The 22,773-nt window shown below is 74.7% G+C and carries 24 protein-coding genes; 14 read left to right on the forward strand and 10 right to left on the reverse strand.

The annotated features are described in order from the left end of the window. Nucleotides 1–221: 221 nt before the first annotated feature. Entirely contained in the window at nt 222–950 is a 729-nt protein-coding gene (locus tag ACFVFS_RS05315) for a dienelactone hydrolase family protein (RefSeq protein ID WP_380620383.1), read from the reverse strand. A 136-nt stretch (nt 951–1,086) separates the two neighbouring features. On the opposite strand from ACFVFS_RS05315, the gene ACFVFS_RS05320 reads away from it, so the two are divergent. Then, the gene (locus ACFVFS_RS05320) at nt 1,087–2,400 is read left to right on the forward strand and encodes a GNAT family N-acetyltransferase (RefSeq protein ID WP_380620385.1); all 1,314 of its coding nucleotides are present in this window, start codon (nt 1,087–1,089) and stop codon (nt 2,398–2,400) included. A gap of 39 nt (nt 2,401–2,439) precedes the next feature. Here ACFVFS_RS05320 and ACFVFS_RS05325 read toward each other — a convergent pair whose 3' ends face one another. Beyond that, nucleotides 2,440–3,234, reverse strand: a complete 795-nt coding sequence (locus tag ACFVFS_RS05325) for a TetR family transcriptional regulator (RefSeq protein WP_380620387.1) — start codon at nt 3,232–3,234, stop codon at nt 2,440–2,442. A 180-nt stretch (nt 3,235–3,414) separates the two neighbouring features. Here ACFVFS_RS05325 and ACFVFS_RS05330 point away from each other — a divergent pair, with 180 nt between their 5' ends. Then, nucleotides 3,415–3,954, forward strand: a complete 540-nt coding sequence (locus ACFVFS_RS05330; RefSeq protein ID WP_380620389.1) for a GNAT family N-acetyltransferase — start codon at nt 3,415–3,417, stop codon at nt 3,952–3,954. On the opposite strand, the gene ACFVFS_RS05335 is transcribed toward ACFVFS_RS05330, so the two are convergent. Both ACFVFS_RS05335 and ACFVFS_RS05340 read right to left on the reverse strand, forming a co-directional pair. Next, nucleotides 3,942–4,427: a macro domain-containing protein gene (locus ACFVFS_RS05335; RefSeq protein WP_380620391.1), complete on the reverse strand. Its 486-nt coding sequence runs from the start codon at nt 4,425–4,427 to the stop codon at nt 3,942–3,944. The genes ACFVFS_RS05330 and ACFVFS_RS05335 overlap by 13 nt on opposite strands. A 9-nt stretch (nt 4,428–4,436) precedes the next feature. After that, on the reverse strand, nt 4,437–5,684 hold the full coding sequence (locus ACFVFS_RS05340; RefSeq protein ID WP_380620393.1) for an MFS transporter: 1,248 nt from the start codon (nt 5,682–5,684) through the stop codon (nt 4,437–4,439). Between the two features lie 145 nt (nt 5,685–5,829). On the opposite strand from ACFVFS_RS05340, the gene ACFVFS_RS05345 reads away from it, so the two are divergent. Further along, nucleotides 5,830–6,795, forward strand: coding sequence for a LysR family transcriptional regulator (locus ACFVFS_RS05345; RefSeq protein WP_380620395.1), 966 nt, complete (start codon nt 5,830–5,832; stop codon nt 6,793–6,795). Between the two features lie 237 nt (nt 6,796–7,032). Here the strand turns inward: ACFVFS_RS05345 and ACFVFS_RS05350 are convergent, their stop codons facing one another. After that, a complete protein-coding gene (locus ACFVFS_RS05350; RefSeq protein WP_380620397.1) occupies nt 7,033–7,650 on the reverse strand; it encodes a YceI family protein in 618 nt (205 codons plus the stop codon). Between the two features lie 171 nt (nt 7,651–7,821). Here ACFVFS_RS05350 and ACFVFS_RS05355 point away from each other — a divergent pair, with 171 nt between their 5' ends. From ACFVFS_RS05355 to ACFVFS_RS05370, 4 genes are all read left to right on the forward strand, one after another. Next, nucleotides 7,822–8,943, forward strand: coding sequence for a MerR family transcriptional regulator (locus ACFVFS_RS05355; protein ID WP_380620399.1), 1,122 nt, complete (start codon nt 7,822–7,824; stop codon nt 8,941–8,943). Nucleotides 8,944–9,031: 88 nt separating this feature from the next. Beyond that, nucleotides 9,032–9,445: a helix-turn-helix domain-containing protein gene (locus tag ACFVFS_RS05360; protein ID WP_380620401.1), complete on the forward strand. Its 414-nt coding sequence runs from the start codon at nt 9,032–9,034 to the stop codon at nt 9,443–9,445. Nucleotides 9,446–9,465: 20 nt separating this feature from the next. After that, entirely contained in the window at nt 9,466–9,984 is a 519-nt protein-coding gene (locus tag ACFVFS_RS05365) for a hypothetical protein (RefSeq protein WP_380620403.1), read from the forward strand. Between the two features lie 113 nt (nt 9,985–10,097). Continuing rightward, nucleotides 10,098–10,451, forward strand: coding sequence for a DUF2516 family protein (locus ACFVFS_RS05370; protein ID WP_380620661.1), 354 nt, complete (start codon nt 10,098–10,100; stop codon nt 10,449–10,451). Nucleotides 10,452–10,527: 76 nt separating this feature from the next. Here ACFVFS_RS05370 and ACFVFS_RS05375 read toward each other — a convergent pair whose 3' ends face one another. Continuing rightward, on the reverse strand, nt 10,528–12,030 hold the full coding sequence (locus ACFVFS_RS05375; protein WP_380620405.1) for a PP2C family protein-serine/threonine phosphatase: 1,503 nt from the start codon (nt 12,028–12,030) through the stop codon (nt 10,528–10,530). Nucleotides 12,031–12,271: 241 nt separating this feature from the next. On the opposite strand from ACFVFS_RS05375, the gene ACFVFS_RS05380 reads away from it, so the two are divergent. Continuing rightward, nucleotides 12,272–12,823: an O-acetyl-ADP-ribose deacetylase gene (locus ACFVFS_RS05380; protein ID WP_380620663.1), complete on the forward strand. Its 552-nt coding sequence runs from the start codon at nt 12,272–12,274 to the stop codon at nt 12,821–12,823. A 152-nt stretch (nt 12,824–12,975) separates the two neighbouring features. Here ACFVFS_RS05380 and ACFVFS_RS05385 read toward each other — a convergent pair whose 3' ends face one another. Beyond that, nucleotides 12,976–13,821 carry a class I SAM-dependent methyltransferase gene (locus tag ACFVFS_RS05385; RefSeq protein ID WP_380620407.1) on the reverse strand — a complete coding sequence of 282 codons (846 nt, stop codon included), beginning with the start codon at nt 13,819–13,821 and terminating at the stop codon, nt 12,976–12,978. Between the two features lie 319 nt (nt 13,822–14,140). On the opposite strand from ACFVFS_RS05385, the gene mshA reads away from it, so the two are divergent. Together mshA and ACFVFS_RS05395 are read left to right on the forward strand one after the other, a co-directional pair. Then, nucleotides 14,141–15,523 (forward strand): D-inositol-3-phosphate glycosyltransferase, encoded by a 1,383-nt coding sequence (mshA, locus tag ACFVFS_RS05390; protein ID WP_380620665.1) that lies wholly within the window; start codon nt 14,141–14,143, stop codon nt 15,521–15,523. Between the two features lie 69 nt (nt 15,524–15,592). Further along, entirely contained in the window at nt 15,593–16,126 is a 534-nt protein-coding gene (locus tag ACFVFS_RS05395) for a YbjN domain-containing protein (protein ID WP_380620409.1), read from the forward strand. A 33-nt stretch (nt 16,127–16,159) separates the two neighbouring features. Here ACFVFS_RS05395 and ACFVFS_RS05400 read toward each other — a convergent pair whose 3' ends face one another. Continuing rightward, entirely contained in the window at nt 16,160–17,506 is a 1,347-nt protein-coding gene (locus ACFVFS_RS05400; RefSeq protein ID WP_380620411.1) for an MDR family MFS transporter, read from the reverse strand. A gap of 148 nt (nt 17,507–17,654) precedes the next feature. On the opposite strand from ACFVFS_RS05400, the gene ACFVFS_RS05405 reads away from it, so the two are divergent. Together ACFVFS_RS05405 and ACFVFS_RS05410 are read left to right on the forward strand one after the other, a co-directional pair. Further along, nucleotides 17,655–18,413, forward strand: coding sequence for a phosphoglyceromutase (locus tag ACFVFS_RS05405; RefSeq protein WP_380620413.1), 759 nt, complete (start codon nt 17,655–17,657; stop codon nt 18,411–18,413). Nucleotides 18,414–18,646: 233 nt separating this feature from the next. Beyond that, nucleotides 18,647–19,234, forward strand: coding sequence for a lytic polysaccharide monooxygenase (locus ACFVFS_RS05410; RefSeq protein WP_380620415.1), 588 nt, complete (start codon nt 18,647–18,649; stop codon nt 19,232–19,234). Nucleotides 19,235–19,396: 162 nt separating this feature from the next. On the opposite strand, the gene ACFVFS_RS05415 is transcribed toward ACFVFS_RS05410, so the two are convergent. Continuing rightward, a complete protein-coding gene (locus tag ACFVFS_RS05415; protein WP_380620417.1) occupies nt 19,397–19,573 on the reverse strand; it encodes a hypothetical protein in 177 nt (58 codons plus the stop codon). Between the two features lie 192 nt (nt 19,574–19,765). Continuing rightward, nucleotides 19,766–20,449, reverse strand: coding sequence for a phosphate signaling complex protein PhoU (phoU, locus tag ACFVFS_RS05420; RefSeq protein ID WP_380620419.1), 684 nt, complete (start codon nt 20,447–20,449; stop codon nt 19,766–19,768). 307 nt (nt 20,450–20,756) lie between these two features. Here phoU and ACFVFS_RS05425 point away from each other — a divergent pair, with 307 nt between their 5' ends. Together ACFVFS_RS05425 and ACFVFS_RS05430 are read left to right on the forward strand one after the other, a co-directional pair. Next, on the forward strand, nt 20,757–22,040 hold the full coding sequence (locus tag ACFVFS_RS05425; RefSeq protein WP_380620421.1) for a sensor histidine kinase: 1,284 nt from the start codon (nt 20,757–20,759) through the stop codon (nt 22,038–22,040). 2 nt (nt 22,041–22,042) lie between these two features. Beyond that, nucleotides 22,043–22,735, forward strand: coding sequence for a response regulator transcription factor (locus ACFVFS_RS05430; protein ID WP_030305055.1), 693 nt, complete (start codon nt 22,043–22,045; stop codon nt 22,733–22,735). Nucleotides 22,736–22,773 lie beyond the last annotated feature (38 nt).

The raw sequence follows: 22,773 nt of genomic DNA on the forward strand, positions 1-22,773 counted from the left end.
GTGGGTGTCCGCCGCGGGGGCCCGCGCGGCGCGGGAGACCCGTCGGTGCGCGACCCGGGCGCGCGGGTGGTCCTCGTGCCCGGGAATCAGCCTGGTGCACTCGGCCGACCCGGGCAAGCCGCCCGATCGCGACCGCGCCCTCGACCGCGCGGGGAGGCACCGAGGATCCGGGACCGGCCACGGGCGGCGAGGCCCCGCGGCCCGGTCCGGGCGCCGGAGGCTCACCCGGCCGCCACCGGCAGGCATTCCGCGAGCAGGCCGAGGACGTCGCGCCAGGCCCGCTCCGCGTGCCGCGGGTGGTGGCCGACGCCGGGGAGCACGGCCTGGTCGACCGGCGGGTGGTGGAAGGCGTGCAGCGCCCCGCCGTAGACCACCAGGCGCCAGTCGACGCCCGCGGCCTGCATCTCGGCGGTGAACGCCTCCCGTTGGGCGGGCGGCATGATCGGGTCCTCCGAGCCGACCCCGGCCCACACCGGGCAGCGGATGCGCGCCGCCTCGCCGGGCCGTCCCGTGGTCAGTCCGTTGACCGTGCCGATCGCCCGCAGGTCGACCCCGGCGCGGCCGAGTTCGAGCGCGATGGCGCCGCCGGTGCCGTAGCCGACGGCGGCGATCCGGTCGGGGTCGGTCCGCGGTTCGGCGCGCAGCACGTCGAGTGCCGCGTGGCCGATGTCCCGCATCCGGTCGAAGTCGGCGAGCAGCGGCATCACCCGCGCGAGCATCTCCTGGGGGTCGGTGAACCAGCGTCCGCCGTGGAGGTCGAAGGCCAGTGCCACGTAGCCGAGTTCGGCGAGGGCGTCGGCCCGCCGGCGCTGGACGTCGTTCAGGCCCGGACCCTCGGGGCCGAGCAGGACCGCGGGCCGGCGGCCGGTGCCGGCGGGGAGCGCGAGGTGTCCGATCATCGTCAGTCCGTCGGCCGGGTAGGTGACCGTGCGTGTGGTGACCGTCGTCATGGGACCGGACGCTAGCGCGGGCGCTGACCGGCGCGGGGCGGTCTTCGCCGTGGGCGGACAACGGGGGGCCGAGGCCGCTTCCCGCACCCGGAATAAATCGGATGCCCTCGCCGAAATCCCGCCGTACGGTGAGCGAATGGGCAACGAAACGACTGACGGCCCCCGTGATCCGGGCAGCGGCCGCGTGAAGGAGCAGGGCGACGGCGTCGACGCGATCGAGATCCGCGCCGTCGGCGTGGACGAGGTCGAGGCGTGGGACCGGGCGCTCGCCCTCGGCTTCCTGCGCTCGCACGTGGGCCGGGCGACGGAGTTCCGCCGCCGCCAGTGGGAGCCGGGCCGGATGATCGGGGCGTTCGACAACGACCGGATCGTCGCCACCTTCCGCAGCTTCGACGCCGAACTGACCGTCCCCGGCGGCGCCGTGGTGAAGGCCGACGCGATCACCGCCGTCACCGTGACCGCCACCCACCGGCGGCGCGGCCTGCTCCGTCGGATGATGACCGGGGACCTCGCGGCGGCCCGGGAGCGCGGCGCCGCCGTCGCCATCCTGATCGCCGCCGAGTACAACATCTACGGCCGGTACGGCTTCGGTCCCGCCACCCGCGGCCACGGCTGGAACATCGACCTGCTCCGTGCCGGCGGTCTGCGGGCCGGCCTGCCCACCGTGCCCGGCGGGCGGATCGACCTGGTCACCATGGAGGAGCTGCGCAAGGTCGGCCCCGAGCTGTTCGACCGCTGGCGGGTCACCCAGCCCGGCGTGATCGACCGCGACGAGCTCACCTGGCAGCGCCACACCGGTGAGATCGAGGTCCCGGGCTTCGACTGGAAGGAGCCCTTCGCCGTCATCCACCGGGACGCCGAGGGCAACCCCACCGGCCAGGCCGTCTACAAGGTCGACGACACCTGGGACGGCTCCTACCCGAACTGCACGCTCACCGTCCTCGACTTCTTCGCCCTCGACCGGCCCACCGCCGTCGAGCTGTGGCGCTACCTCTTCTCGGTCGACTGGGTGCGCAAGGCCGTGGTCGAGAACGTCGGCCCGGACGACCCGCTGCCGATGCTGCTGAACGAGCCGCGGGCCGCCACCCCGCACGCCGAGAACGCCGACTTCATGTGGCTGCGGGTGCTGGACGTCGAGGCCGCCTTCAACGCCCGGACCTACGGGGCGCCCGGCCGCGTGGTGCTGGACGTCGAGGACCGGGACGGCTACGCCGCCGGCCGCTGGGCGATCGAGGTCGCCGCGGACGGCACCGGCCGGTGCGTGCGGACCACCGACGAGGCCGACCTGGCGCTGGACGCCTCGGCGCTCGGCGCGCTCTACCTGGCCGGCGAGACGCTGCCCCGGCTCGCGGTCGCGGGCCTGGTCACCGAGCTGCGCCCGGGCGCGGTGGCGGCCGCGGACCTGCTGCTGCGCACGCCGCTGCTGTCCTGGAACATCGACGGCTTCTGACCGGCGCCCACCCCCGGCCCGCGCGGCCGGGGGTGTCCGCTACTTCACGGCGGTCTTGCCGATGGTGGGCAGGATGAAGTCCTGGATGAGGCCCTTGGCGTCGCGGACGATCGGCCGGAACACCCGGTAGCGCGAGAGGTTGATCACCCGGGCCGCCATGGGGGTCGACCGGCGGACGAACTCCCGGGTCCGCTCGGTGTCCTCGGTGCGGTCGAAGACCCAGTAGAGCACCACGACCATCAGGTGCAGCCAGAGCACGTCGGGCAGCAGCTCGACCAGTTCGGCGTCCAGCTTGGGCGCCAGGTCGGAGCCCTGGAGCACCTCGCGGAACAGCTCGACGGCCGTCGCCCGGGCCGGGTGGGACTCGTTGGAGAACGGGCTCAGCGAGCTGCTCGGGTCGGCGGCCGTGCGGAAGAACTGCGCGGCGAACTCGTGGTACGGGGCCGCCGTGTCGAGCCAGGAGACCAGGGCGATCTCCAGGCGCTCGGCGAAGTCCCGGGTGTGCGCCATGCGGTTCCTGGCGTCCGCCGCGTGGTCGTGCGTCATCCGGTCGTAGAAGCCCTGGATCAGGAACTCCTTGGCCGAGAAGTAGTAGTAGGCGTTGCCGACCGAGACGCCCGCCTCGGTGGCGATGGCGCGCATGGTGGTCTTCTCGTAGCCGCGCTCCTGGAACAGCCGCATCGCGGTCTCCAGGATCAGGGCCCGGGTCTGCTCGCTCTTGTCGGTCTTCGGCTGCGCGCGGCTGCCGCGCGTCTCGGCGGGGCCCGCGGCGCCCCCGTTCGTGCCGGTGCTGTCGTTCGCCGCGCTCGTGCCGTTGGCTGCCAGGTCGTCCACGGCCCCGAGCCTAGCCCGATCGGGTCAGTCCCAGGCGGTGTCGGTGCGTGCGGCACCGGACGACCCCTCCGCATCCGGTACCGACTCCGCCCGTCCGTATTTTTCGAACACGTTCAAAGGCATGGGTTGACTCTAGGTCATCACTTGAACGCGTTCAAGTGGGGATGCGATGCTGGACCCGTGAGCACTGTGATCCGCCCGGGCGGCCCCCGGGACACCGAGGCCGTCGCCGAACTGCACGCCGCCAGCTGGCGCACCGCGTACGCCGGGATCGTCCCCGACGACGCGCTCGGCGACGGGCTGGCCGCCCAGCGGCGCGAGATCTGGGAGCTGCGGCTGGCCGCCGAGTACGGCGGCCCAGAGAACACCCCCGAGCTGCTGATCGCCGAACGGAGCGGTGAGGTCGTCGGGTTCGCCTACCTCGTCCCGGACGGGGACGGCCGGATCCTGCTCGACAACCTGCACGTCCGCCCCGGGCTGACCGGCGGCGGCATCGGCCGGGAGCTCCTGGACGCCGCCCGCGCCCACACGGCCCGCCGCCACCCCCGGACCGACCTCTACCTGGAGGTGCTGCAGGCCAACACCCGGGCGATCGCCTTCTACGAACGCGAGGGCGCCCACCGCACCGCCGCGCGCGAGGGCGTCTTCCCGGGCGGCCACACGCTGCCGGAGTACGAGTACACCTGGCCGGCCTCCGACCTCGCCCGTCACTGGTCGTAGACGGTCACCGGTACCCCCCGGTCGCTCAGCCGGGCCGTCACCAGCGGCTCCACCGACGTCCAGCGCCCGCCCGCCAGCCCGCACCCGATCCGCGGCATGTGCACGGACGCGCCCAGGTCGAGCGCGTGCCCGCCCAGCGTCGCCAGCGCGGCGTCGATCGCCCCGTACCGCACCGGCGGCCCGGAGGAGCGGCCCGTGCGGATGCCCCGCTGGCCGACCATGTTGGCCACCCAGAGGTACGGTCCGACCCGCACCAGCTGCACGGCGCCGAGCCCGAAGTCGTTCCCCGCCCGCTCCCGGTGCCACCGCCGGTACGCCGCCTCCGGCTCCGGCCAGCGGCGGGAGACCGCCAGCACGAACCCCTTCCCCCAGCCGCCGAGGTCGTTGCAGACGTGCGCGACGACTTTCACCCCCTTGCCCAGGGGTGCCGTGGCGTCGCCGCGGACGTAGCTGATGGTGTTCGCGGGTGTCATGCCCGAACGCTAGCGCGCCGCACCGACAGGGCGTTCGGGATCTTCCGCCGGAACGGCCAGGTGGCGGCGGCCGGCGAGGGCGATCAGCAGGGCGAGCGCCGCCGCCCCCGCCGGGATCCAGTAGCCCGCGCCCGGCCCCGCGTGCTCGGCGACCGCGCCGGCCAGCGCCGAACCGGCCGAGATCCCGACCAGGATGCCGGACACCGCGATCGCCATGCCCTCGTTCAACCGCCGCCGCGGCAGCAGCTCCTGGAGCAGCGTCATCCCGGTGACCATGGTCGGCGCGGTCCCCGTCCCGGCCGCGAACAGCGCCGCCCCGAGCAGTGCGAGCCCCGCGCCGCCCAGCCCGGCGGCCAGCGGCAGGAGCAGCAGCCCCGCCATCGCCGCGACGCCCCGCAGGAAGCGGGCGCCCGCCGGCCCGCTCGGCCGCAGCGTCCCGAAGACCAGCCCGGCCACGCAGGAGCCGGCCGCCACCAGGGCCAGCAGTCCGCCCGCGACCGGCCGGTGCCCCAGCGCGTCCGCGTAGGCGACCGTGGTCAGGTCGAGTGCGCCGAAGACCATGCCGGTGCTGAGGAAGGCCAGCGTCAGCACCCGCAGTCCCGGCACCCGCAGCGGCGGACCGTGCCGTCCGGCGGTGGGCCGGCCGGGGAGCGGGTGGTCGGCGAGCGGCGGCTCGGTGCGGCGCTGGGCCGCGAAGAGCAGCGCGCCGGCCGCGCCGAGCCCGCCGGCGGTGAGCAGACCGGCCTCCGGCGCGACCGCGGTGCACAGCACCATGCCGAGCACCGGCCCGGTCATGAAGCAGAGTTCGTCCAGCACCTGCTCCAGGGAGTTGGCGAGGTGCAGCTCGTCCGGCTCCTCCCGGAGCAGGTGCGCCCAGCGGGCGCGGGCCATGCCGCCGAGGTTCGGCGCCGCCGCCCCGGCCGCCCAGCAGACGTGGAGCGTCCAGTCGGGCGCCCCGGTGCGGACGCAGAGCAGCAGCGCGGAGAGCGGCAGCACGTTGTAGAGCACCGCCGGGACGGTGACCCGTGCCTGCCCGAAGCGGTCGACCAGCCGGCCGATCAGCGGCATGCCGATCGCCCCGGTGATCAGGCCGACCGCCCCGACGGTGCCCGCCAGCGCGTACGAGCCGCGCCGTTCGGCGAGCAGCACCACCAGGGAGACGCCGGTCATCGACATCGAGAGCCGGCCGAGCAGCCCGGCCAGGGTGAAGGCGGCGGTGCCGGGGCGGGCGAACAGGCGTCGGTAGGGGGCGAGCACGGGACTCCGTCGGGCGAGGGGAGGGGGCCCCTCAGCCTCGGGCCGCCGACGGGGAGCGGTCCAACACCTGTTCGGCCGCATTGACAACAGCACGTTGTCAACGGCCCGGGGCCGCCCGGTCCCGGGCCGTTGCTAGCCTGCCGCCATGCCCCGTGACCTGCACCCCCGTCTGCTCCGCGGCTTTGTCGCGACCGCCGAGACGCTGCACTTCGGACAGGCCGCCGAGCGCCTGCACGTGGCCCAGCAGGCGCTCAGCCGGGACGTCCGGACGCTGGAGCGGCTGCTCGGCGACGCGCTGTTCACCCGCACCACGCGCAGCGTCGAACTCACCGCGGCCGGGCACGGGTTGCTGCCCAAGGCGCGCCGGCTGCTGGCGCTGCACGACGAGATCCTGGCCGGCACCGCGCACCGCGCGCTGCTGCTGGACCTCAACAGCGACGTCACCGGACCGGACCTCACCAGCCACCGGCTGCTCCAGCGGGCCCGCGCCGCCTGGCCGGAGGGCGAACTCCTGGCCCGCTTCCACGGCGGTCTGGCGGCCGCCGCCGGTGAACTGCTCGCCCACCGGCTGGACGTCTCGTTCGGCCGCTTCGCCGGCCTGGCCCCCGGGGTGCGCGCCCAACTCGCCCAGCGGCCGGTCCGGTTCGAGCCGGTGTCGGTGATGATGGCGGCCGGCCATCCGCTCGCGGGGCGGCCGGTCCTGCGGATGGCCGACCTGGCCGGCCATCCGGTGGACGTCTGCGCGGGCAACCCGGCCACCAGCGAGTGGGCCGACCTCGGCCTGCGGCTGCTGCGCGAGCACGGCCTGGTGCCGGCGCCGCCGCGGGTCCCGCCGGTGGGGGTGGGCGAGACCGCCCGCTACCTCGCCCGGCACGGCGATCCGATGCTGACCACCGCCGGCGGCCCGGTGCTGCCGGGCGCGGTGAACGTGCCGCTGGCCGAGCCGGTGCCGCTCAGCCTGGTGAGCCTGGTGCACCGCCCGGACCTGAAGCATCCCGGGCTGGCCGCGCTACTGTCCGCGGCCGCCGAACTCGGCGCGCGCGAGGCGTGGTTGCGCCGCCCGGCGGACAGCTGGCTCCCGGCCCCGGACGCCGCGCTGCTGGCGCCCTGAGCGGCCCGCCTTCCGGGCGTGCGGCGCGGCCGCGGCCCCGGCGAAGGTGGTGTGCGAACCTGCCCGGATCGCGGAATCGCCGGGCGCCGGAAGGTTGTTCGATCCGAAGACGACTCCACCCCTGCCGCTCGGGGGTCGGCAGGGGTGGAGTCGGGTGCGGGCGCGCGGTCGTCAGGAGCGCCACGCGCGCCCGCGGTCGGGGCGGGCCCACCGGGCCCGGGGCCGCAGTCGGCCGGGTCAGGCCGCCTTCACGGCGGAGATGTCGAAGGTGAGCTTCACCTTCTCGCCGATCAGCACGCCGCCGGTCTCCAGGGCCGCGTTGTAGGTCAGGCCCCAGTCGGTGCGGTCCAGGACGGCCTTGCCCTCGAAGCCGACCCGGTCCACGCCGTAGGCGTCGACGGCCGCACCGGTGAAGTCGAGGTCCAGGACGATCGGGCGGGTGACGTCCTTGATGGTCAGGGTGCCGCTCATCCGGTAGGAGTCGTCGCGCACGCGCTCGGCGGAGGTGCTGCTGAAGCGGATCTCGGGGAAGGTCTCGGCGGCGAAGAAGTCGCTGGTGCGCAGGTGCTCGTCGCGCTGGGCCTGGTTGGTGTCGACGCTGCCGACCTTGATGACCAGCTCGGCGCTGGAGTTGGTCGGGGTGGTGCCGTCGAGGTGCAGCTTGCCGTCGTACTCGGTGAAGCGGCCCTTGACGTTGGTGACCATCGCGTGGCGGACCGAGAAGCCGATCTCGCTGTGCGTGGCGTCGATGGTCCAGTCGCCCGAGAGGTGGCCGAGGTCCGGGCCCTCGGTGACGGCGACGGTGGTGGTGGTCGCGGTGGCGACGTTGTTCTTGGTGCGGTTGAACAGGCCCATGGCTCCTCCTCGGGTTCGAAGCCAGTTGTTTAGGCTTCAACTTGTTGGCTCCACTGTAGACCGGTTTCGTTCAAAGTTCAACCATGCTGGTCGGGGGCCTGTCGGTAGGGTCGGATCCGGTCGGGCCGCCCGGTTTGACCCTCGACCTGGTCGAGGCCCCAGAGTCCCCGCATGGAGAGCGACCTGCGCAGCATCGGAGAGCTGGCCCGCGACAGCGGTCTGAGCGTGAGCGCCCTGCGTTTCTACGACGGCGCCGACGTGCTCGCCCCCGCCCGGGTGGACCCGCGCACCGGCTACCGCTGGTACGCGCCCGAGCAGCTCGCGGACGCCCGGCTGCTGGCCCGGCTGCGCCGGGTGGGCCTGCCACTGGCCGGCATCCGGGCCGTGCTCGGCGCGGCCCCCGGCAGCGGCGAGGGGCGACGGGTGCTCGACGCCCACCTGCGCCGACTGGAGGACGGCCTCGCCGACGCGCGCCGGGAGCTCTCCCTGATCCGACGGCTGATCGACGAGAGGGAGAACCCGATGACCGCCACCCCCGAAGAGCACCGCTTCACCGTCCCCGCCCGCGCGCTGGCCGGGGCCCTGGACGCCGTCCGCTTCGCGGTCGGCGGCGACCCGGAGCTGCCGGTCCTGTCCGGTGTGCTGTTCGACCTGGACGGCGGACTGCTGCGGCTGGTCGCCACCGACCGCTACCGGATGGCCCTCGCCGAGATCCCCGTCGACGCCCCCGAGGCTCCCGATGCGTCCGACGCCTCCGGGGCCTCCGCCGCCGCGATCGTGCCGGCCGCCCTGGCCGACGCCGTCCGGGCGCTGCTCGGCCCCGCCGCCGGGCCGGTGGAACTGGTGCTCGGCGGCCCGGCGGTGCGCGTCGCGGTGGACGGCCACCGGATCGAGGGCGCCGCGCTCGACCACGACTACCCCGACTACCGCGCGCTGGTCCGGCTGGACCCGGTCCACCGGGTCGGCCTGCCCGCCGCCGACCTGCGCGAGGCGGTCGCGTCCGCCCCGACCCGCAGCCTCCCGTCCGGCCCGGACGGCGCCGACTGCGAGGTCACCGTCCTGGCCGTCGACGAGGCCGGCCGCCTCACCGTCGCCGACCCCGACGCCGGCGCGCCGGGACCGGACGCCCTCCGGGTGGCGGTCAACCGGGACTTCCTCCTGGAGGCCCTGGCGGCGGGCGCCGCGGGCCAGCTCGTCCTCGAACTCGGCGGCCCGGTCGCCCCCCTCGCCATCCGCACCCCCGACCGCCCCGGCACCTTCTCCGTGCTCATGCCGGTCCGCCTCCCGGCCTGACGCGCCCCGGCCGGTCCGGCGGACCGGGTCGTTTGCTGGTGCTAGCGCCGCGCTTGCAAAAGCAAGCAGGGTGGGGCAGGGTGGCCCCATGGCCTCCCTGAACGTCGGCTCGCTGGGCGAGTACATCCGCGAACAGCGGCGCAGTGCGCAGTACTCGCTGCGTCAGCTGGCGGAGGCCGCCGGCGTGTCCAACCCCTACCTCAGCCAGATCGAGCGAGGGTTGCGCAAGCCGAGCGCGGAGATCCTGCAGCAGATCGCCAAGGCGCTGCGGATCTCGGCGGAGACGCTCTACGTCCAGGCCGGGATCCTGGAGGAGCGGCGCGGTGAGGGCCTGGAACTGCGGGCCTCGATCCTGGCCGATCCGCTGATCAACGAGCAGCAGAAGCAGGCGCTGCTCGCGGTCTACGACGCCTTCCTCAAGGAGAACGCCGCCGGGAGGCCGTCCGGCGCGGACGAGGGTGCGGACGGGAGCGCGGACGAGCACGAGGGCAAGGCACCCTAGACACCACGGGAGGACCGGCCGTGCCGATCACGGACGAGATCAAGAAGACCCTGACCGACCCGACCCCGCTGTACGCCATCGCCGGCGCCGGGGACCTCGCCTACGAGAAGCTGCGGGAGGTGCCGGGCCGGGTCGAGGCGCTCGCGGCCGACCGCAGGGGCGCCCAGGAGAAGGCCACCGCCCGGCTGGCCGAGGCCCAGGCCCGGCTGGTCGAGGCGCAGTCCAAGGTCACCGGCACGGTCACCGCGCTGCCGACCGACCTCAAGGTCCTGCAGGAGAAGGCGCAGACCTTCGCGCTCCAGCAGGTCGGCCGCGCCGTCGAACTGGCGGTGAGGGCCAAGGAGACCTACGACGGGCTCGCCGAGCGCGGCAAGGTGGCGGTCGAGCGCGGGCGCGAGGCCGAGGCCGGTGCGGACGAGGCCGTCGCCGAGCGGGTCGACGCGTCGGCGGCCGAGGGCGAACTCGTGGAGGGCGAGCTGGTCGAGGACGAGGCGCCCGTCGCCCCGAAGCGCGGCCGCTCCCGCAAGACCGCGCAGTAGGGCCGCGGAGCCCCGGGGCGCATCGGGCGCCGCCGGGTCGTTGACCCCTTCGCGGACGCCCCGTCGTGCCAGGATGGACCGACGGGGTGCCGCAGCGAGACGAGGAGGCCGTGATGGGCGGAGTGGCCCAGATCCTGATCCTGGACTACCTGAATCCGTTCTGGTGGCTGGCCGTCGCCATCCTGGGCTACAAGCTGTTCGCCCTGATCGACGCCGCCACCCGCCCCGAGGACGCCTACCGGGCGGCCGACAAGAAGACCAAGGGCTTCTGGCTCGCGATCCTCGGCATCGCCTTCGGGCTGGACCTGCTGTTCGGCGCGAACTTCATGACCAGCTTCCTCACCCTGGCGGGCCTGGTCGCCGCGATCGTCTACGTGGTCGACGTCCGCCCGGCGATCCGGGCGCTGACCAACCGGGGCGGCGGCCGGGGCGACCAGCGCAACATGGGGCCGTACGGGCCCTGGTGACGGCGGGAGCACCGCGCCCCGGCGTCCGGCGGATCCACCGCCCGGACGCCGGGGCGCGGTGCGTCCGGCACCGGAGTCAGCCGAGGATCAGCTGCACCGGGTTGCGCTCCAGCAGCAGCACCGCGACGTCGTCCGTCAGGGCGCCGCCGTTCAGCTCCTCGACCTCGGCGATCGCGCTGTCGACCAGTCGGCCCCGGGTGAGCCCGGCGGACTGGTGGTCGCCGATGAGGTCGGCCAGGCCGTCCTGGCCGAGGCGGCGGGAGCCGGCGCCGATCCGGCCCTCGATCAGCCCGTCGGTGTAGAGCAGCAGCCGCCAGCCGGGGCGCAGCTCGAACCGGTGGGCCGGCCAGACGGCCTGGCCGTCGTCGCAGGGGAGCAGGCCGAGCGCGGGGCCGGCGTGCTCGGCGGGCAGGCCGAGCGGGGTGTGGTCCTCGCCGAGCAGCAGCGGCGGCGGGTGGCCGGCGAGGTGGAGCCGGGCCCGTTCGGCGGCTCCGGGGGCCTCGGCGTCGTTGGGCTCGATGCTCAGCATGCAGAGCGTCGCGAAGATCTCGTCGCTGCGCCGTTCGTGTTCCAGCACGTGCTGGAGGGTGGTCAGCAGGGTCTCGCCGGTGAGGCCGGCGAAGACCAGGGTCCGCCACGCTATCCGCAGCGCCACGCCGAGGGCCGCCTCGTCGGGCCCGTGGCCGCAGACGTCGCCGATCACCACGTGGACGGTGCCGTCCTCGGTGCGGACCGCGTCGTAGAAGTCGCCGCCGAGCAGGGCGCGGCGGCGGCCGGGGCGGTAGCGGCGGGTGAAGGAGAGGTTCGCGCCGTCGAGCAGCGGGGTGGGCAGCAGATGGCGCTGGAGGCGGGCGTTCTCCTGGCCGCGCAGCTCGGCCTCGACGAGCCGGCGCTGCGACTCGTCGGCGCGCTTGCGCTCGACGGCGTAGCGCAGGGCGCGGGCCAGCAGCGGGCCGTCGGTCTCGTTCTTGACCAGGAAGTCCTGGGCGCCGGCGGCCACGGCGGCCGCGCCGAGTTCGGCTCCGGCGGCGTCGGTGAGGACCACGACGGCGGTGTGCGGGGCCCGGCGGAGCAGTTCGTGCAGGCCCTCCAGCCCGTCCGAGGGGTCGGAGGGGTGCGGCAGGTCGGCGGGGGCGGCGAGGTCGAGCAGGACGCAGCTGAAGTCGCCGCGGCCGAGGTCGGAACCGCGCGGGCGGCCGCGCCGGGTGCCGGGGGCGAGCAGGGCGAAGGCCTGGTCGAGGCCGCGGGTCCAGTGGATCTCGATCGGGGCGCCGCTGTCGGCGACGGCGGCCTTGAGCAACTGGGCGTCGCTGGCGTCGTCCTCGATCACCAGCAGCTTGAGCGGGGCGGTGGCGGGGGGAGCGGTCGCGGGGGCCGCGGGGGCGGCGTCCGAGCGGGGGTGGGGTATCGGCGCGGCCGCCGTGGCAGGGCCGGCCGACTGCCGGGTCGCCGCGGGGGAGCGGTCGGAGGCGGACCGTTCGGGGACGGACCGTTCGAGGGGGCCCCCGGAGCGGGCGCCGTGCTGGGCGCCCGGCGGGTCCGCGGCAGCAGGTGCCCGCCCGTCTCCCGTTGCGGGCATCGGCTGATCCTCCCTTTCCCCGCATGCGTAACGGCCGGCGTCCGTCCGCAGTGCCCGCTTGGCACCCTGCGTCGGGGAACTTCTCGCGACCATAACGTGATCTCCGGGGATTTCTCTGACCGACCGGCGCCGTTGTGGCTATCGCCACGCCGGTGGCGGTGTGTTGGATGGGTGCTGGGAGTACGAGCGGAGGCCCGTGCCGACGGGTGTCGGGGCGGGCGGGAAGAGGAGTTCTGTGATGGTGACGCGCATCACCCTGGTCGAGGGTGACATCACGGCGCAGCAGGTGGACGTCGTCGTGAACGCGGCCAATTCCTCCCTGCTGGGCGGCGGTGGTGTGGACGGGGCGATCCACCGCCGGGGCGGGCCGGGGATCCTGGACGAGTGCCGCGGGCTGCGGGCCTCGCGGTACGGGCGGGGGCTGCCCACCGGGCGGGCGGTGGCGACCACGGCCGGCGACCTGCCGGCCCGCTGGGTGGTGCACACCGTGGGGCCGGTCTACCTGGCGGACGAGTACGAGGGGCGGGCGGAGCTGCTGGCCTCCTGCTATCGCGAGTCGCTCCGGGTGGCGGCGGAGCTGGGTGCGCGCACGGTGGCCTTCCCGGCCGTGTCGGCCGGGATCTTCGGGTGGCCGCCGGCGGATGCGGCCAGGATCGCGCTCGGCACCGTCGCGGCGGTGACGGCGGAGCCGGGGAGCGGACCGGAGGAGGTGCGGTTCGTGCTGTTCGGGGCCGAGATGTACGGGGTGTTCGCGGGTGTCGGGCGGGAGCTGGGGCTGACGGGACCGGAGTGAGCACCGGGCCGGATCCCATGGTGGCGTGACGAGGCGTCAACACGCCAGAGATATTCGATAACTCGTTCGAGTGAAACCACGGACCCGGTCGCCATCGCCCGCCGGGCACCGCTGACCGGGACCGGCGGGTCCGGGTGCGGCGGGTCCGGGGCCTACGGGGCCAGCGCCGTCCAGGGCAGGGTGACCTCGCCCTGCCGCCACCGCCCGCGCGCGTCGACCAGCGGCCAGGACCCGGCCAGCGAGCCGCAGGCCGCCACCCAGCGCTGCCGGGCGCCGAACGCCCCGTACGGCGCGGCCGCCGCCCAGGCGCGGTCGAAGTCGCGCAGGAACGCGTGCACCGGCCGCCCGGGCACGTTGTGGTGGATCAGCGCCTTCGGCAGCCGTTCGGCCAGGTCCGAGGGTTGGCCGAGGCCGCCCAGCCGGGCCGCGAAGGTGACCGTCCGCGGCCCCTCCGGGCCGAGCGCCACCCAGACGTGCCGTCGGCCGATCTCGTCGCAGGTGCCCTCGACCAGCAGCCCGTCCGGGGCCAGCCGGGCGCACAGCCGCTCCCAGACCCCGGCCACCGCCGACTCGTCGTACTGCCGCAGCACGTTGGCGGCCCGGATCAGCTGGGCGGGGGTCCCGCCGTCCAGCGGCACCTCGAAGCCGCCGCGCCGGAAGGTCAGCAGCGGCGGCACCGCGTACGGCAGCGCCGCGGCGACCCGGGCCGGCTCGATCTCGATCCCGACCACCCGGACGTCCGGCCGCACCGCCCGCAGCCTCCCGGACAGCTCGACGGCCGTCCACGGCGCGGCGCCGTAGCCGAGGTCGACGGCGACCGGCGGGTGCCCGGCGGACCGCAGCGCGGGGCCGAGCGCGTGGGCGATCCAGCGGTCCATCCGGCGCAGCCGGTTGGTGTTGGTGGTGCCGCGGGTGACGGTGCCCACCGGCCTCCCGGCCCGTCCGCGGGCGGGCGCGGGCGCGGGCGCGGTCGCGGTGTCGGGGGAGGAGGCGGCCATGCCCCACAGGGTACGGGGCCCACGGCGGCCGCCGGCGGTGCGGCCCGTGGCGTGCGGCGGCCGGTCCCGTGCGGTGGTCCGTCCCGTGCGGTGGTCCATCTCATGCGGCGGCCCGGGAATGCCGGTCGGCGATCGCGTGGTTGGCAGACTGGTGGTGATGTGTGCCCGGACGGGGCAGCGGTCGGGCGCGCCGCACCGGGCGCCGCGGACGTGCGGCCCGCGGGCGGTGGCGCACACACCGGACAGCAGGCAGAACAGCAGGCAGCAGGCAAGCAGGGCTGCTGAGGCGGGCAGTACACGAGGAGGCTCCAGCCAGGTGATCCAGCACCCCGTCCGTTCGGTTCGCCGTGCCCAGCCGGCCACGCCCGCGCGCGGCCGGCTCCAGTCGCTCGTCCAGGGCGGCCGGCGCCGCCCGCGCCGGATAGCGATGCTCAGCGTCCACACCTCCCCGCTGCACCAGCCGGGGACGGGCGACGCGGGAGGCATGAACGTCTACATCGTGGAGCTGGCCAAGCGCCTGGCCGAGCTCAACATCGAGGTCGAGGTGTTCACCCGGGCGATCTGCTCGGACGACGCGCCCACCGTGGAACTGGCCCCGGGCGTGCTGGTCAGGCACGTCACGGCCGGCCCGTACGAGGGACTGGTGAAGGAGGACCTGCCCGCCCAGCTGTGCGCCTTCACCCACGGGGTGCTGCGCACCGAGGCCGGCCACCGCCCCGGCCACTACGACCTGGTCCACTCGCACTACTGGCTCTCCGGCCAGGTCGGCTGGCTGGCCGCCGAGCGCTGGGGTGTGCCGCTGGTGCACACCATGCACACCATGGCGAAGGTCAAGAACGCGGCGCTGGCCGAGGGCGACACCCCCGAGCCGCCGGCCCGGGTGATCGGCGAGACCCAGGTGGTGGAGGCGGCCGACCGGCTGATCGCCAACACCACCGAGGAGGCCGCCGAGCTGGCCCGGTTCTACGCGGCGCGCCCGGACCAGCTGGCCGTCGTCCACCCGGGCGTCAACCTGGACGTGTTCCGCCCGGCGGCACCGGGCGCCGAGCGGGCCCGCCGGGCCGCCCGGGCCCGGCTCGGGCTGCCGGCCGACGCCGCGGTGCTGCTCTTCGCCGGCCGCATCCAGCCGCTGAAGGCCCCGGACGTGCTGCTGCGCGCGGTCGCCGTACTGCTGGAGCGGCGCCCGGAGCTGCGCGAGCGGCTGGTGGTGCCGGTGGTCGGCGGGCCGTCCGGCACCGGGCTGGCCCGGCCGGAGAGCCTGCACAAGCTGGCCGCCCAGCTGGGCATCGGCGACGTGGTGCGGTTCCACCCGCCGGTGGGCCAGGCGCTGCTCGCCGAGTGGTACCGGGCCGCGACGGCGCTGGTGATGCCCTCGTACAGCGAGTCGTTCGGGCTGGTCGCGCTGGAGGCGCAGGCCTGCGGCACGCCGGTGGTGGCGGCCGCGGTGGGCGGTCTGCCGGTCGCCGTCCGGGACGGCGAGACCGGCACCCTGGTGGCCGGCCACGACCCGGTGGACTGGTCGTACGCGCTGGAGCCGTACGCCACCGACCCGGGGCTGGTGGCCCGGCGGGGCGCCGCGGCGGCCCGGCACGCGGCCGGGTTCGGCTGGGACACCGCCGCCGCGACCACCGCCGAGGTGTACGCCGGCAGCCTGGCCCGGTCGGTCGGCCGGCTGGCCGGGGCGCGCCAGCGGCGGCCCTGAGCCGCCGCCCGCGCGGCTGCTCCGGATCCGCTCCTGCACGCGCGCGTACCGCCGAGTAACGTCACCCCCATGGCAATCCGCACCAAGGACGAGGCCCTGACCCTCCTGCGCACCGCCCTGGACGAGGCCGGGGTGGCCTGGGAGCCGGCCGCCGCCGACCCGTACACCCTGGTGGCGGCCCTCCCGGGCACCCGGAAGCTGAGCACCACCTGCGCCCTGCGGGTCGGCGACCACACGCTGTCGGTGAACGCCTTCGTGGTCCGCCGCCCGGACGAGAACCACGAGGCGGTCTACCGCTGGCTGCTGGAGCGCAACACCCGGCTCTACGGCGTGGCGTACGCGGTCGACCGGCTCGGGGACGTCTACCTGGCGGGCCGGCTGCCGCTGGAGTCGCTGACCCCGGACGTCGTGGACCGGCTGCTGGGCACGGTGCTGGAGAACGCCGACGAGCCGTTCAACACGCTGCTGGAACTGGGGTTCGCCACGGCGATCCGGCGGGAGTGGGAGTGGCGGACCAAGCGCGGGGAGTCGACCCGCAACCTGGCCGCCTTCGCCCACCTCGCCGTCCCGGGCCCGGACGCCCCGCCGGTGTCCGCCGAGTAGCCGCGGCGCCGTCCTGCTCAGCCGCCGTCCTGCTCAGCCGCCGGCCGGGGCCCGCTCCGGCTCGGCGGCCCGCTCCGCACCGGGGACCGGGGGCGTGTCGGCGACCGGGGACGCGCCGGGCGCCGGGGCCGCCGCCACGGCCGCGGACTTCGCCAGCGCCGCCCCCGGCCGCCGGCCGAGCAGGACGTACCCGCCGGCGGCGACCGTGCCGAGCACGGCGCAGGCCCCCCACATCACCCCGCTGCCGGCCCGCTCCAGCAGCACCCCGCCCGCCGCCGGGCCGAGGAACGAGGCGAGCGACCAGGAGAGCGAGTAGACGCCCTGGTAGCGGCCGCGCGCCTCGGCCGGCGACAGCTCGGAGACCAGGCCCATCATGGTCGGCGCGTTCAGGATCTCGCCGAGCGTCCAGACCGCCACGGTGAAGGCGTAGAACCAGGCCGAGGAGCCGGCCAGCGCGGTCAGCCCGAAGCCCCAGCCGATGAGCAGCGCGCTGGCGACCAGCAGAGCGGTCCGGTCCCGGCCCTCCATCCACCGGGTGAGCGGGATCTGGAGCACCACGATGAGCAGGCCGTTGAGGCCGATCACCAGGCCGTACTGGGTGGAGGTGATGCCGGCCCGGCCCATGTCCACGGCCAGCGTGGTGGAGCCCTGCTGGGCGACCAGGGCGAGCAGCAGGTTGAGCACCACCACCGCCATGAAGCGGCCGTCCCGGAACACCGCGCCGAGGCCGATCGCCGGCCGGGCCGCCGCTCCGCCCGGGGCCGCGGCGGCGTCGGGCCTGGTCTCCGGGATGCGCACGAAGATGACCACCGCGCAGACCACCGTGGAGAGCGCGTCCAGCAGGAACAGCGTGAGGTAGCCGTGGGTGGCGATCAGGCCCGCGACCGCCGCGGAGAGGCCGAAGCCGATGTTGATCGCCCAGTAGTTCAGCGCGAAGGCGCGGACCCGGTCCTCGGCGGGCACGATGTCCGCGATGATCGCGGAGGTCGCCGGCCGGGTTGCGTTGTTGCAGAAGCCGACCAGGAAGGCGACCGCCGCGATGGCCACCTGCCCGTCGCTGAAGCCGAGCAGCGCGGTGAACAGGGCGGTCCCGAGCTGGGCGGCGACCAGGGTCGGCCGCCGTCCGATCCGGTCGGCCAGCACCCCGGCGACGAGGGAGGCGATCGCCGAGCCCAGCCCGAACAGCGAGGCGACCAGACCCGCGTACGAGGCCGAGTAGCCCCGGTCGGTGGTCAGGTAGAGGGCCAGGAACGTCACCACGAACGCGCCCAGCTTGTTGATGAGCGTGCTGGTCCAGAGCCACCAGAACTGGCGCGGGAGTCCGCTCACCGCCTCGGTGACGGCTCTGGAGGCACGGGTGGTGAGGGACGGGTCGGGCATGTGGGGGCTCCCGGGCAGGCGGACGTCCGCTGAGCCGTACGGGCAGGACCGCTCAGCAGGCAGGTAAGAGTCTCTGGTGCGGAGCACACCTTACCCGCCTGGCGAGGCCACGACCAGTGGTTTTCGGGGCTCCACTAAGCTGGGGGCCATGGCTGACACGACGTACCGACTCATCCTGCTCCGCCACGGCGAGAGCGAGTGGAACCAGAAGAACCTGTTCACCGGTTGGGTCGACGTCGACCTCAACGAGAAGGGCGAGAAGGAGGCCGCGCGCGGTGGCGAGCTGCTCGCCGCCGAGGGCTTCCTGCCGGACGTGCTGCACACCTCGCTGCTGCGCCGTGCCATCCGCACCTCGCAGATCGCCCTGGACAAGGCCGATCGCCACTGGATCCCGGTCAGCCGCAGCTGGCGCCTGAACGAGCGGCACTACGGCGCGCTCCAGGGCAAGGACAAGGCCCAGACCCTGGCCGAGTTCGGCGAGGAGCAGTTCCAGCTCTGGCGCCGCTCGTACGACACCCCGCCGCCGGTGCTGGCCGACGACTCCGAGTTCTCGCAGGCCGGCGACGCCCGCTACGCCGAGATCCCGAGCGAGCTGCGTCCGCGCACCGAGTGCCTGAAGGACGTCGTCGAGCGGATGCTGCCGTACTGGTACGACGCCATCGTCCCGGACCTCGCCGCGGGCCGGACCGTCCTGGTGACCGCCCACGGCAACAGCCTGCGCGCGCTGGTCAAGCACCTCGACGGCGTCTCCGACGCGGACATCGCCGGCCTCAACATCCCGACCGGCATCCCGCTGGTCTACGAGCTGGACGCCGACTTCAAGCCGATCGTCCCGGGCGGCCGCTACCTCGACCCGGAGGCCGCCGCCGCCGCGATCGAGGCCGTGAAGAACCAGGGCAAGAAGTAGGCCTGACCGGCCGTCGAGGGCCCCGCTCCCGGTTTCGGGGGAGCGGGGCCCTTCGCGTTCAAGTCGACGGCGTTCCGGGGGAGTTCGCCCTGTCGCAGAAATGGTTCAGACCATTGACGGCCCGGGTGGCGGCTCCTACGGTGTGACCACCGACCTGGCGCAGGCATGCCAGCCCCCCACGCGCGCGTGTCCGCGCCCGGCGCACTCTCCATCCACCCCCACGGAGGAGCACCATGCGCACACGTCATGTCGTCGGAGCCGTGACCGCCGCCCTCGCGGTGCCGGTCGCGGTCGCGCTGCCGGCGCAGTCGCACGGCTACATCACCACCCCGCCCAGCCGGGCCGCGCTCTGCGGTGCGGGGACCGTCACCGACTGCGGAGCGATCCGCTGGGAGCCGCAGAGCGTCGAGGGGTCGAAGGGCTTCCCGGGCGGAGGGCCGGCCGACGGCCTCATCTGCGCCGGGGGCAACAGCCGGTTCGCCGAGCTGGACGACCCGCGCGGCGGAGCCTGGCCGACCACCGCGGTCTCCGCGGGCCAGCGGCTGACCTTCACCTGGCGGTTCACCGCCCGGCACGCCACCTCGGGCTTCCGGTACTACCTGACCAAGCCCGGCTACAGCGCGACGCAGAAGGTCACCCGGGCCAACCTGGAGCTGACGCCGTTCCTGAACGTCCCCTACAACGGCACCCAGGTGCCCAGCACGCTCAGCCACACCGCGACCCTGCCGTCCGGCCGGACCGGCCACCAGGTGGTCGTCGCGGTCTGGGACGTCGCGGACACCGGCAACGCCTTCTACTCCTGCACGGACGTCACGTTCTGACGCCCGGCCCGTCGGGCGGGACCACCGCCCGGCGGGTGCTCTCCCAGCGGACCCCGTCGGCGGCCCGGCGGTGAGGAGACCGGGGTGCGCGGCCGTCTCCCACGGCAGCCGCGCACCCCGGAGCTCCGCGGTGGCGCCGGGGGAGGAGATGGACGGACGGTCTCAGTGGCCGCAGCAGCCGCCGTCGACCCCGCCGCACTGGCAGGGGGCGCCGGACTGGCAGCCGCAGCCGCAGCCCGGTCCGCAGCCGCAGCCGGCCGCGAGGACGGGCAGCAGCTTCGGGGCGGGCGGTTCGATGGTCTCGGGAGCCGATGCCGGGCCGGTCGGGTGTGCCTTCATCGCGCTGACCCCTCCTTCGGACGGGCACGCTTCGGTGCCCACGGCTTCGAGTGAAACCGCTGACCGGAGGGAGCGTCAACGGGCGCGCAGTGGTGGGGAGTCCGGCTGCTCGTGCTCCCCCACCACCCCGGCCCCGGGTTTACCCGCCCCCGGGGACGACCGCCGTCCTCGGGCGGCGGACCGCCCCGAAGGTCACTCCACCGCGGCGGCGGCCTCGGTCGCCGCGACGAACTCCTCCACGTGCTCGCCGGTCACCAGGTACACCACACGCTTGGCCACCGAGACCGCGTGGTCGGCGAACCGCTCGTAGTAGCGGCCGACCAGGGTGACGTCCACCGCGGTCTCGATGCCGTGGTGCCAGCGCTCGTCGATGAGGTGCGCGAACAGCTCGCGGTGCAGCGCGTCGATCGCGTCGTCGTCCTGCTCCAGCTCCAGCGCCTTGTCGACGTCCTTGGTGGCGATCACCAGGCCGGCCTTGGCGACCAGCCGCTGGGCCAGCTGGCCCAGCTCCAGGACCGTCGAGTGCAGGTCGACGGGGACGGCCGACTCGGGGTAGCGCAGCCGCGCCACCTTGGCGACGTGCTGGGCGAGGTCGCCGCAGCGCTCCAGGTCGGCGCTCATCCGCAGCGAGGTGACCACGATGCGCAGGTCGGTGGCGACCGGCTGCTGACGGGCGAGCAGGTCGATCGCCCGGTTCTCCAGCTCGTGGTGCAGCTCGTTGATCTTCTCGTCGGCGGCGATCACGCTCTCCGCCAGCGCCAGGTCCGCGTCGAGGAGCGCGGTGGTGGCCCGCCCGAGGGCCGAACCGACCAGCCGGGCCATCTCGACCAGGCTGTCGCCGATCGAGTCGAGTTCCTCGTGGTACGCGTCGCGCATGCTCTCTCCTCAGTAGCTGTGTCGGTGGCGGTGCCGACCGGTCGTCCGGTACGGCGTTCCGGACGCCGTACGGATGACCGCTGCTGGTGGCGCGCATCGTACGCGCACACCCGGGGCGGCGGGCGGCCGTCCGGCCGTGCCGTCCCTCCCACACGGGCTCCGGCGCCCACTCTGGGCCGTCCGGGCGACCACGCACGACCCGTTCGGTGAATCGACGGCCACCTGAAGGTGAATTCTCGGCAACGCGTGGCCGATCCCTTGATCGGGCCCTTGGGGAGCGCCCGCACCGTGCGCTTAGGCTGGCGGTATGGACGTGAACGTGGCCGCCGCCGCTGCCTGCGCCATAGCCGGGCTCGGCGTCGGCCTCACGGCCTCGATCGCCTTCCGTTGGAGCGAGCGCGAGCAGGCGAGGGGCAGGTACGGCGGAACCAATCGGAACCAGGGCCGTCACCAGGGTCTGGCCCCGGCGCAGGAACCCCCGCTGCCGCCGGGGGTCGACACGGTCCTCTCCGTGCTGCGCTCCTGCGCGATCGTGCTCGGCGAGGGCGACGACGTGGTCAAGGCCAGCTCGGCGGCGTACGCGATGGGCCTGGTGCGCGGCGGCGCGGTCGCCGTCGACCAACTGCTCGCGCTGGCCCGCTCCACCCGCCGGGACGGCGAGATCCGCCAGCTCGAACTGGAGCTGCCCCGCCCGGGCGCGGCGCGTGCCGTCGAACCGCTCGCGGTCTCGGCCCGGGTCGCCCCGCTGGGCTCCCGGCTGGTCCTGGTGCTGGTCGAGGACCAGACCGAGCGCCGCCGGGTGGAGGCCGTCCGCCGCGACTTCGTCGCCAACGTCAGCCACGAGCTCAAGACCCCGGTCGGCGCGCTCTCGCTGCTCTCCGAGGCGGTCGCGGACGCGGCCGACGACCCGGAGGCGGTGCAGCGCTTCGCCGGCCGGATGCAGATCGAGGCGACCAGGCTGGCCAGCCTGGTCCAGGAGATCATCGACCTCTCCCGGGTCCAGGACGACCGGCTGATGGTCGACCCGGAGCCGGTCGCGGTGGACGAGCTGATCGCCGAGGCGATCGACCGCTGCCGCCAGCAGGCCGCCGCCAAGCAGATCCTCATCGCGGCCGGCGGCATCGCCGGCCTCTACCTGCACGGCAACCGCGGCCAGCTCGCCGCCGCGCTCGGCAACCTCGTCGAGAACGCCGTCAACTACAGCCCGCCGCGGACCAGGGTCGCGATCGCCACCCGCCGGATATCCAGCGCCGCCGCGCTGGGCGAGGCCGACGGCGAGCTCATCGAGATCTCGGTGACCGACCAGGGCATCGGCATCTCGGAGAAGGACCGCGAGCGGGTCTTCGAACGGTTCTACCGGGTCGACCCCGCCCGCTCCCGGCAGACCGGCGGCACCGGCCTCGGCCTCTCCATCGTCAAGCACGTGGCCGCCTCGCACGGCGGCACCGTGTCGGTGTGGAGCGTCGAGGGCCAGGGCTCCACCTTCACCCTCCGCCTGCCCGCCGGGCAGGCACCCGTGGACCGGCCCCGTGCGGGGGCGTCCGCGGAACCCCTGTCAGAAACAACCCCCCAGCTTGCCCCGGAGGCCTGATCGTGACCCGAGTACTGGTGGTCGAGGACGAGGAGTCGTTCAGCGACGCCCTCTCGTACATGCTCCGCAAGGAGGGCTTCGAGGTGGCCATCGCCGCCACCGGCCCCGACGCCCTGGAGCAGTTCGAACGCAACGGCGCCGACCTCGTCCTGCTCGACCTGATGCTGCCGGGGCTGCCCGGCACCGAGGTCTGCCGCCAGCTGCGGGTCCGCTCCAACGTGCCGGTGATCATGGTCACCGCCAAGGACAGCGAGATCGACAAGGTGGTCGGTCTGGAGATAGGCGCGGACGACTACGTCACCAAGCCGTACTCCACCCGTGAGCTGGTCGCCCGGATCCGCGCGGTGCTGCGCCGCCGAGGCGAGAACGAGGGCCCCGGCGACGGCGGCGGCCCGGGCGCCCTGGAGGCGGGCCCGGTCCGGATGGACGTCGACCGGCACGTGGTGACCGTGGACGGCGCCAAGGTCGACCTGCCGCTCAAGGAGTTCGACCTGCTGGAGATGCTGCTGCGCAACGCCGGCCGGGTGCTCACCCGGATGCAGCTGATCGACCGGGTCTGGGGCGCGGACTACGTCGGCGACACCAAGACGCTGGACGTCCACGTGAAGCGCCTGCGGGCGAAGATCGAGCCGGACCCGGGCGCGCCGCGCTACCTGGTCACGGTGCGCGGCCTCGGCTACAAGTTCGAGCCGTAGACCCGGGTCAGCGGGCCCGGTGACGCGGGAACGCGGCA

It is taken from the genome of Kitasatospora sp. NPDC057692 (assembly GCF_042799475.1).
Lineage (GTDB): Bacteria > Actinomycetota > Actinomycetes > Streptomycetales > Streptomycetaceae > Kitasatospora.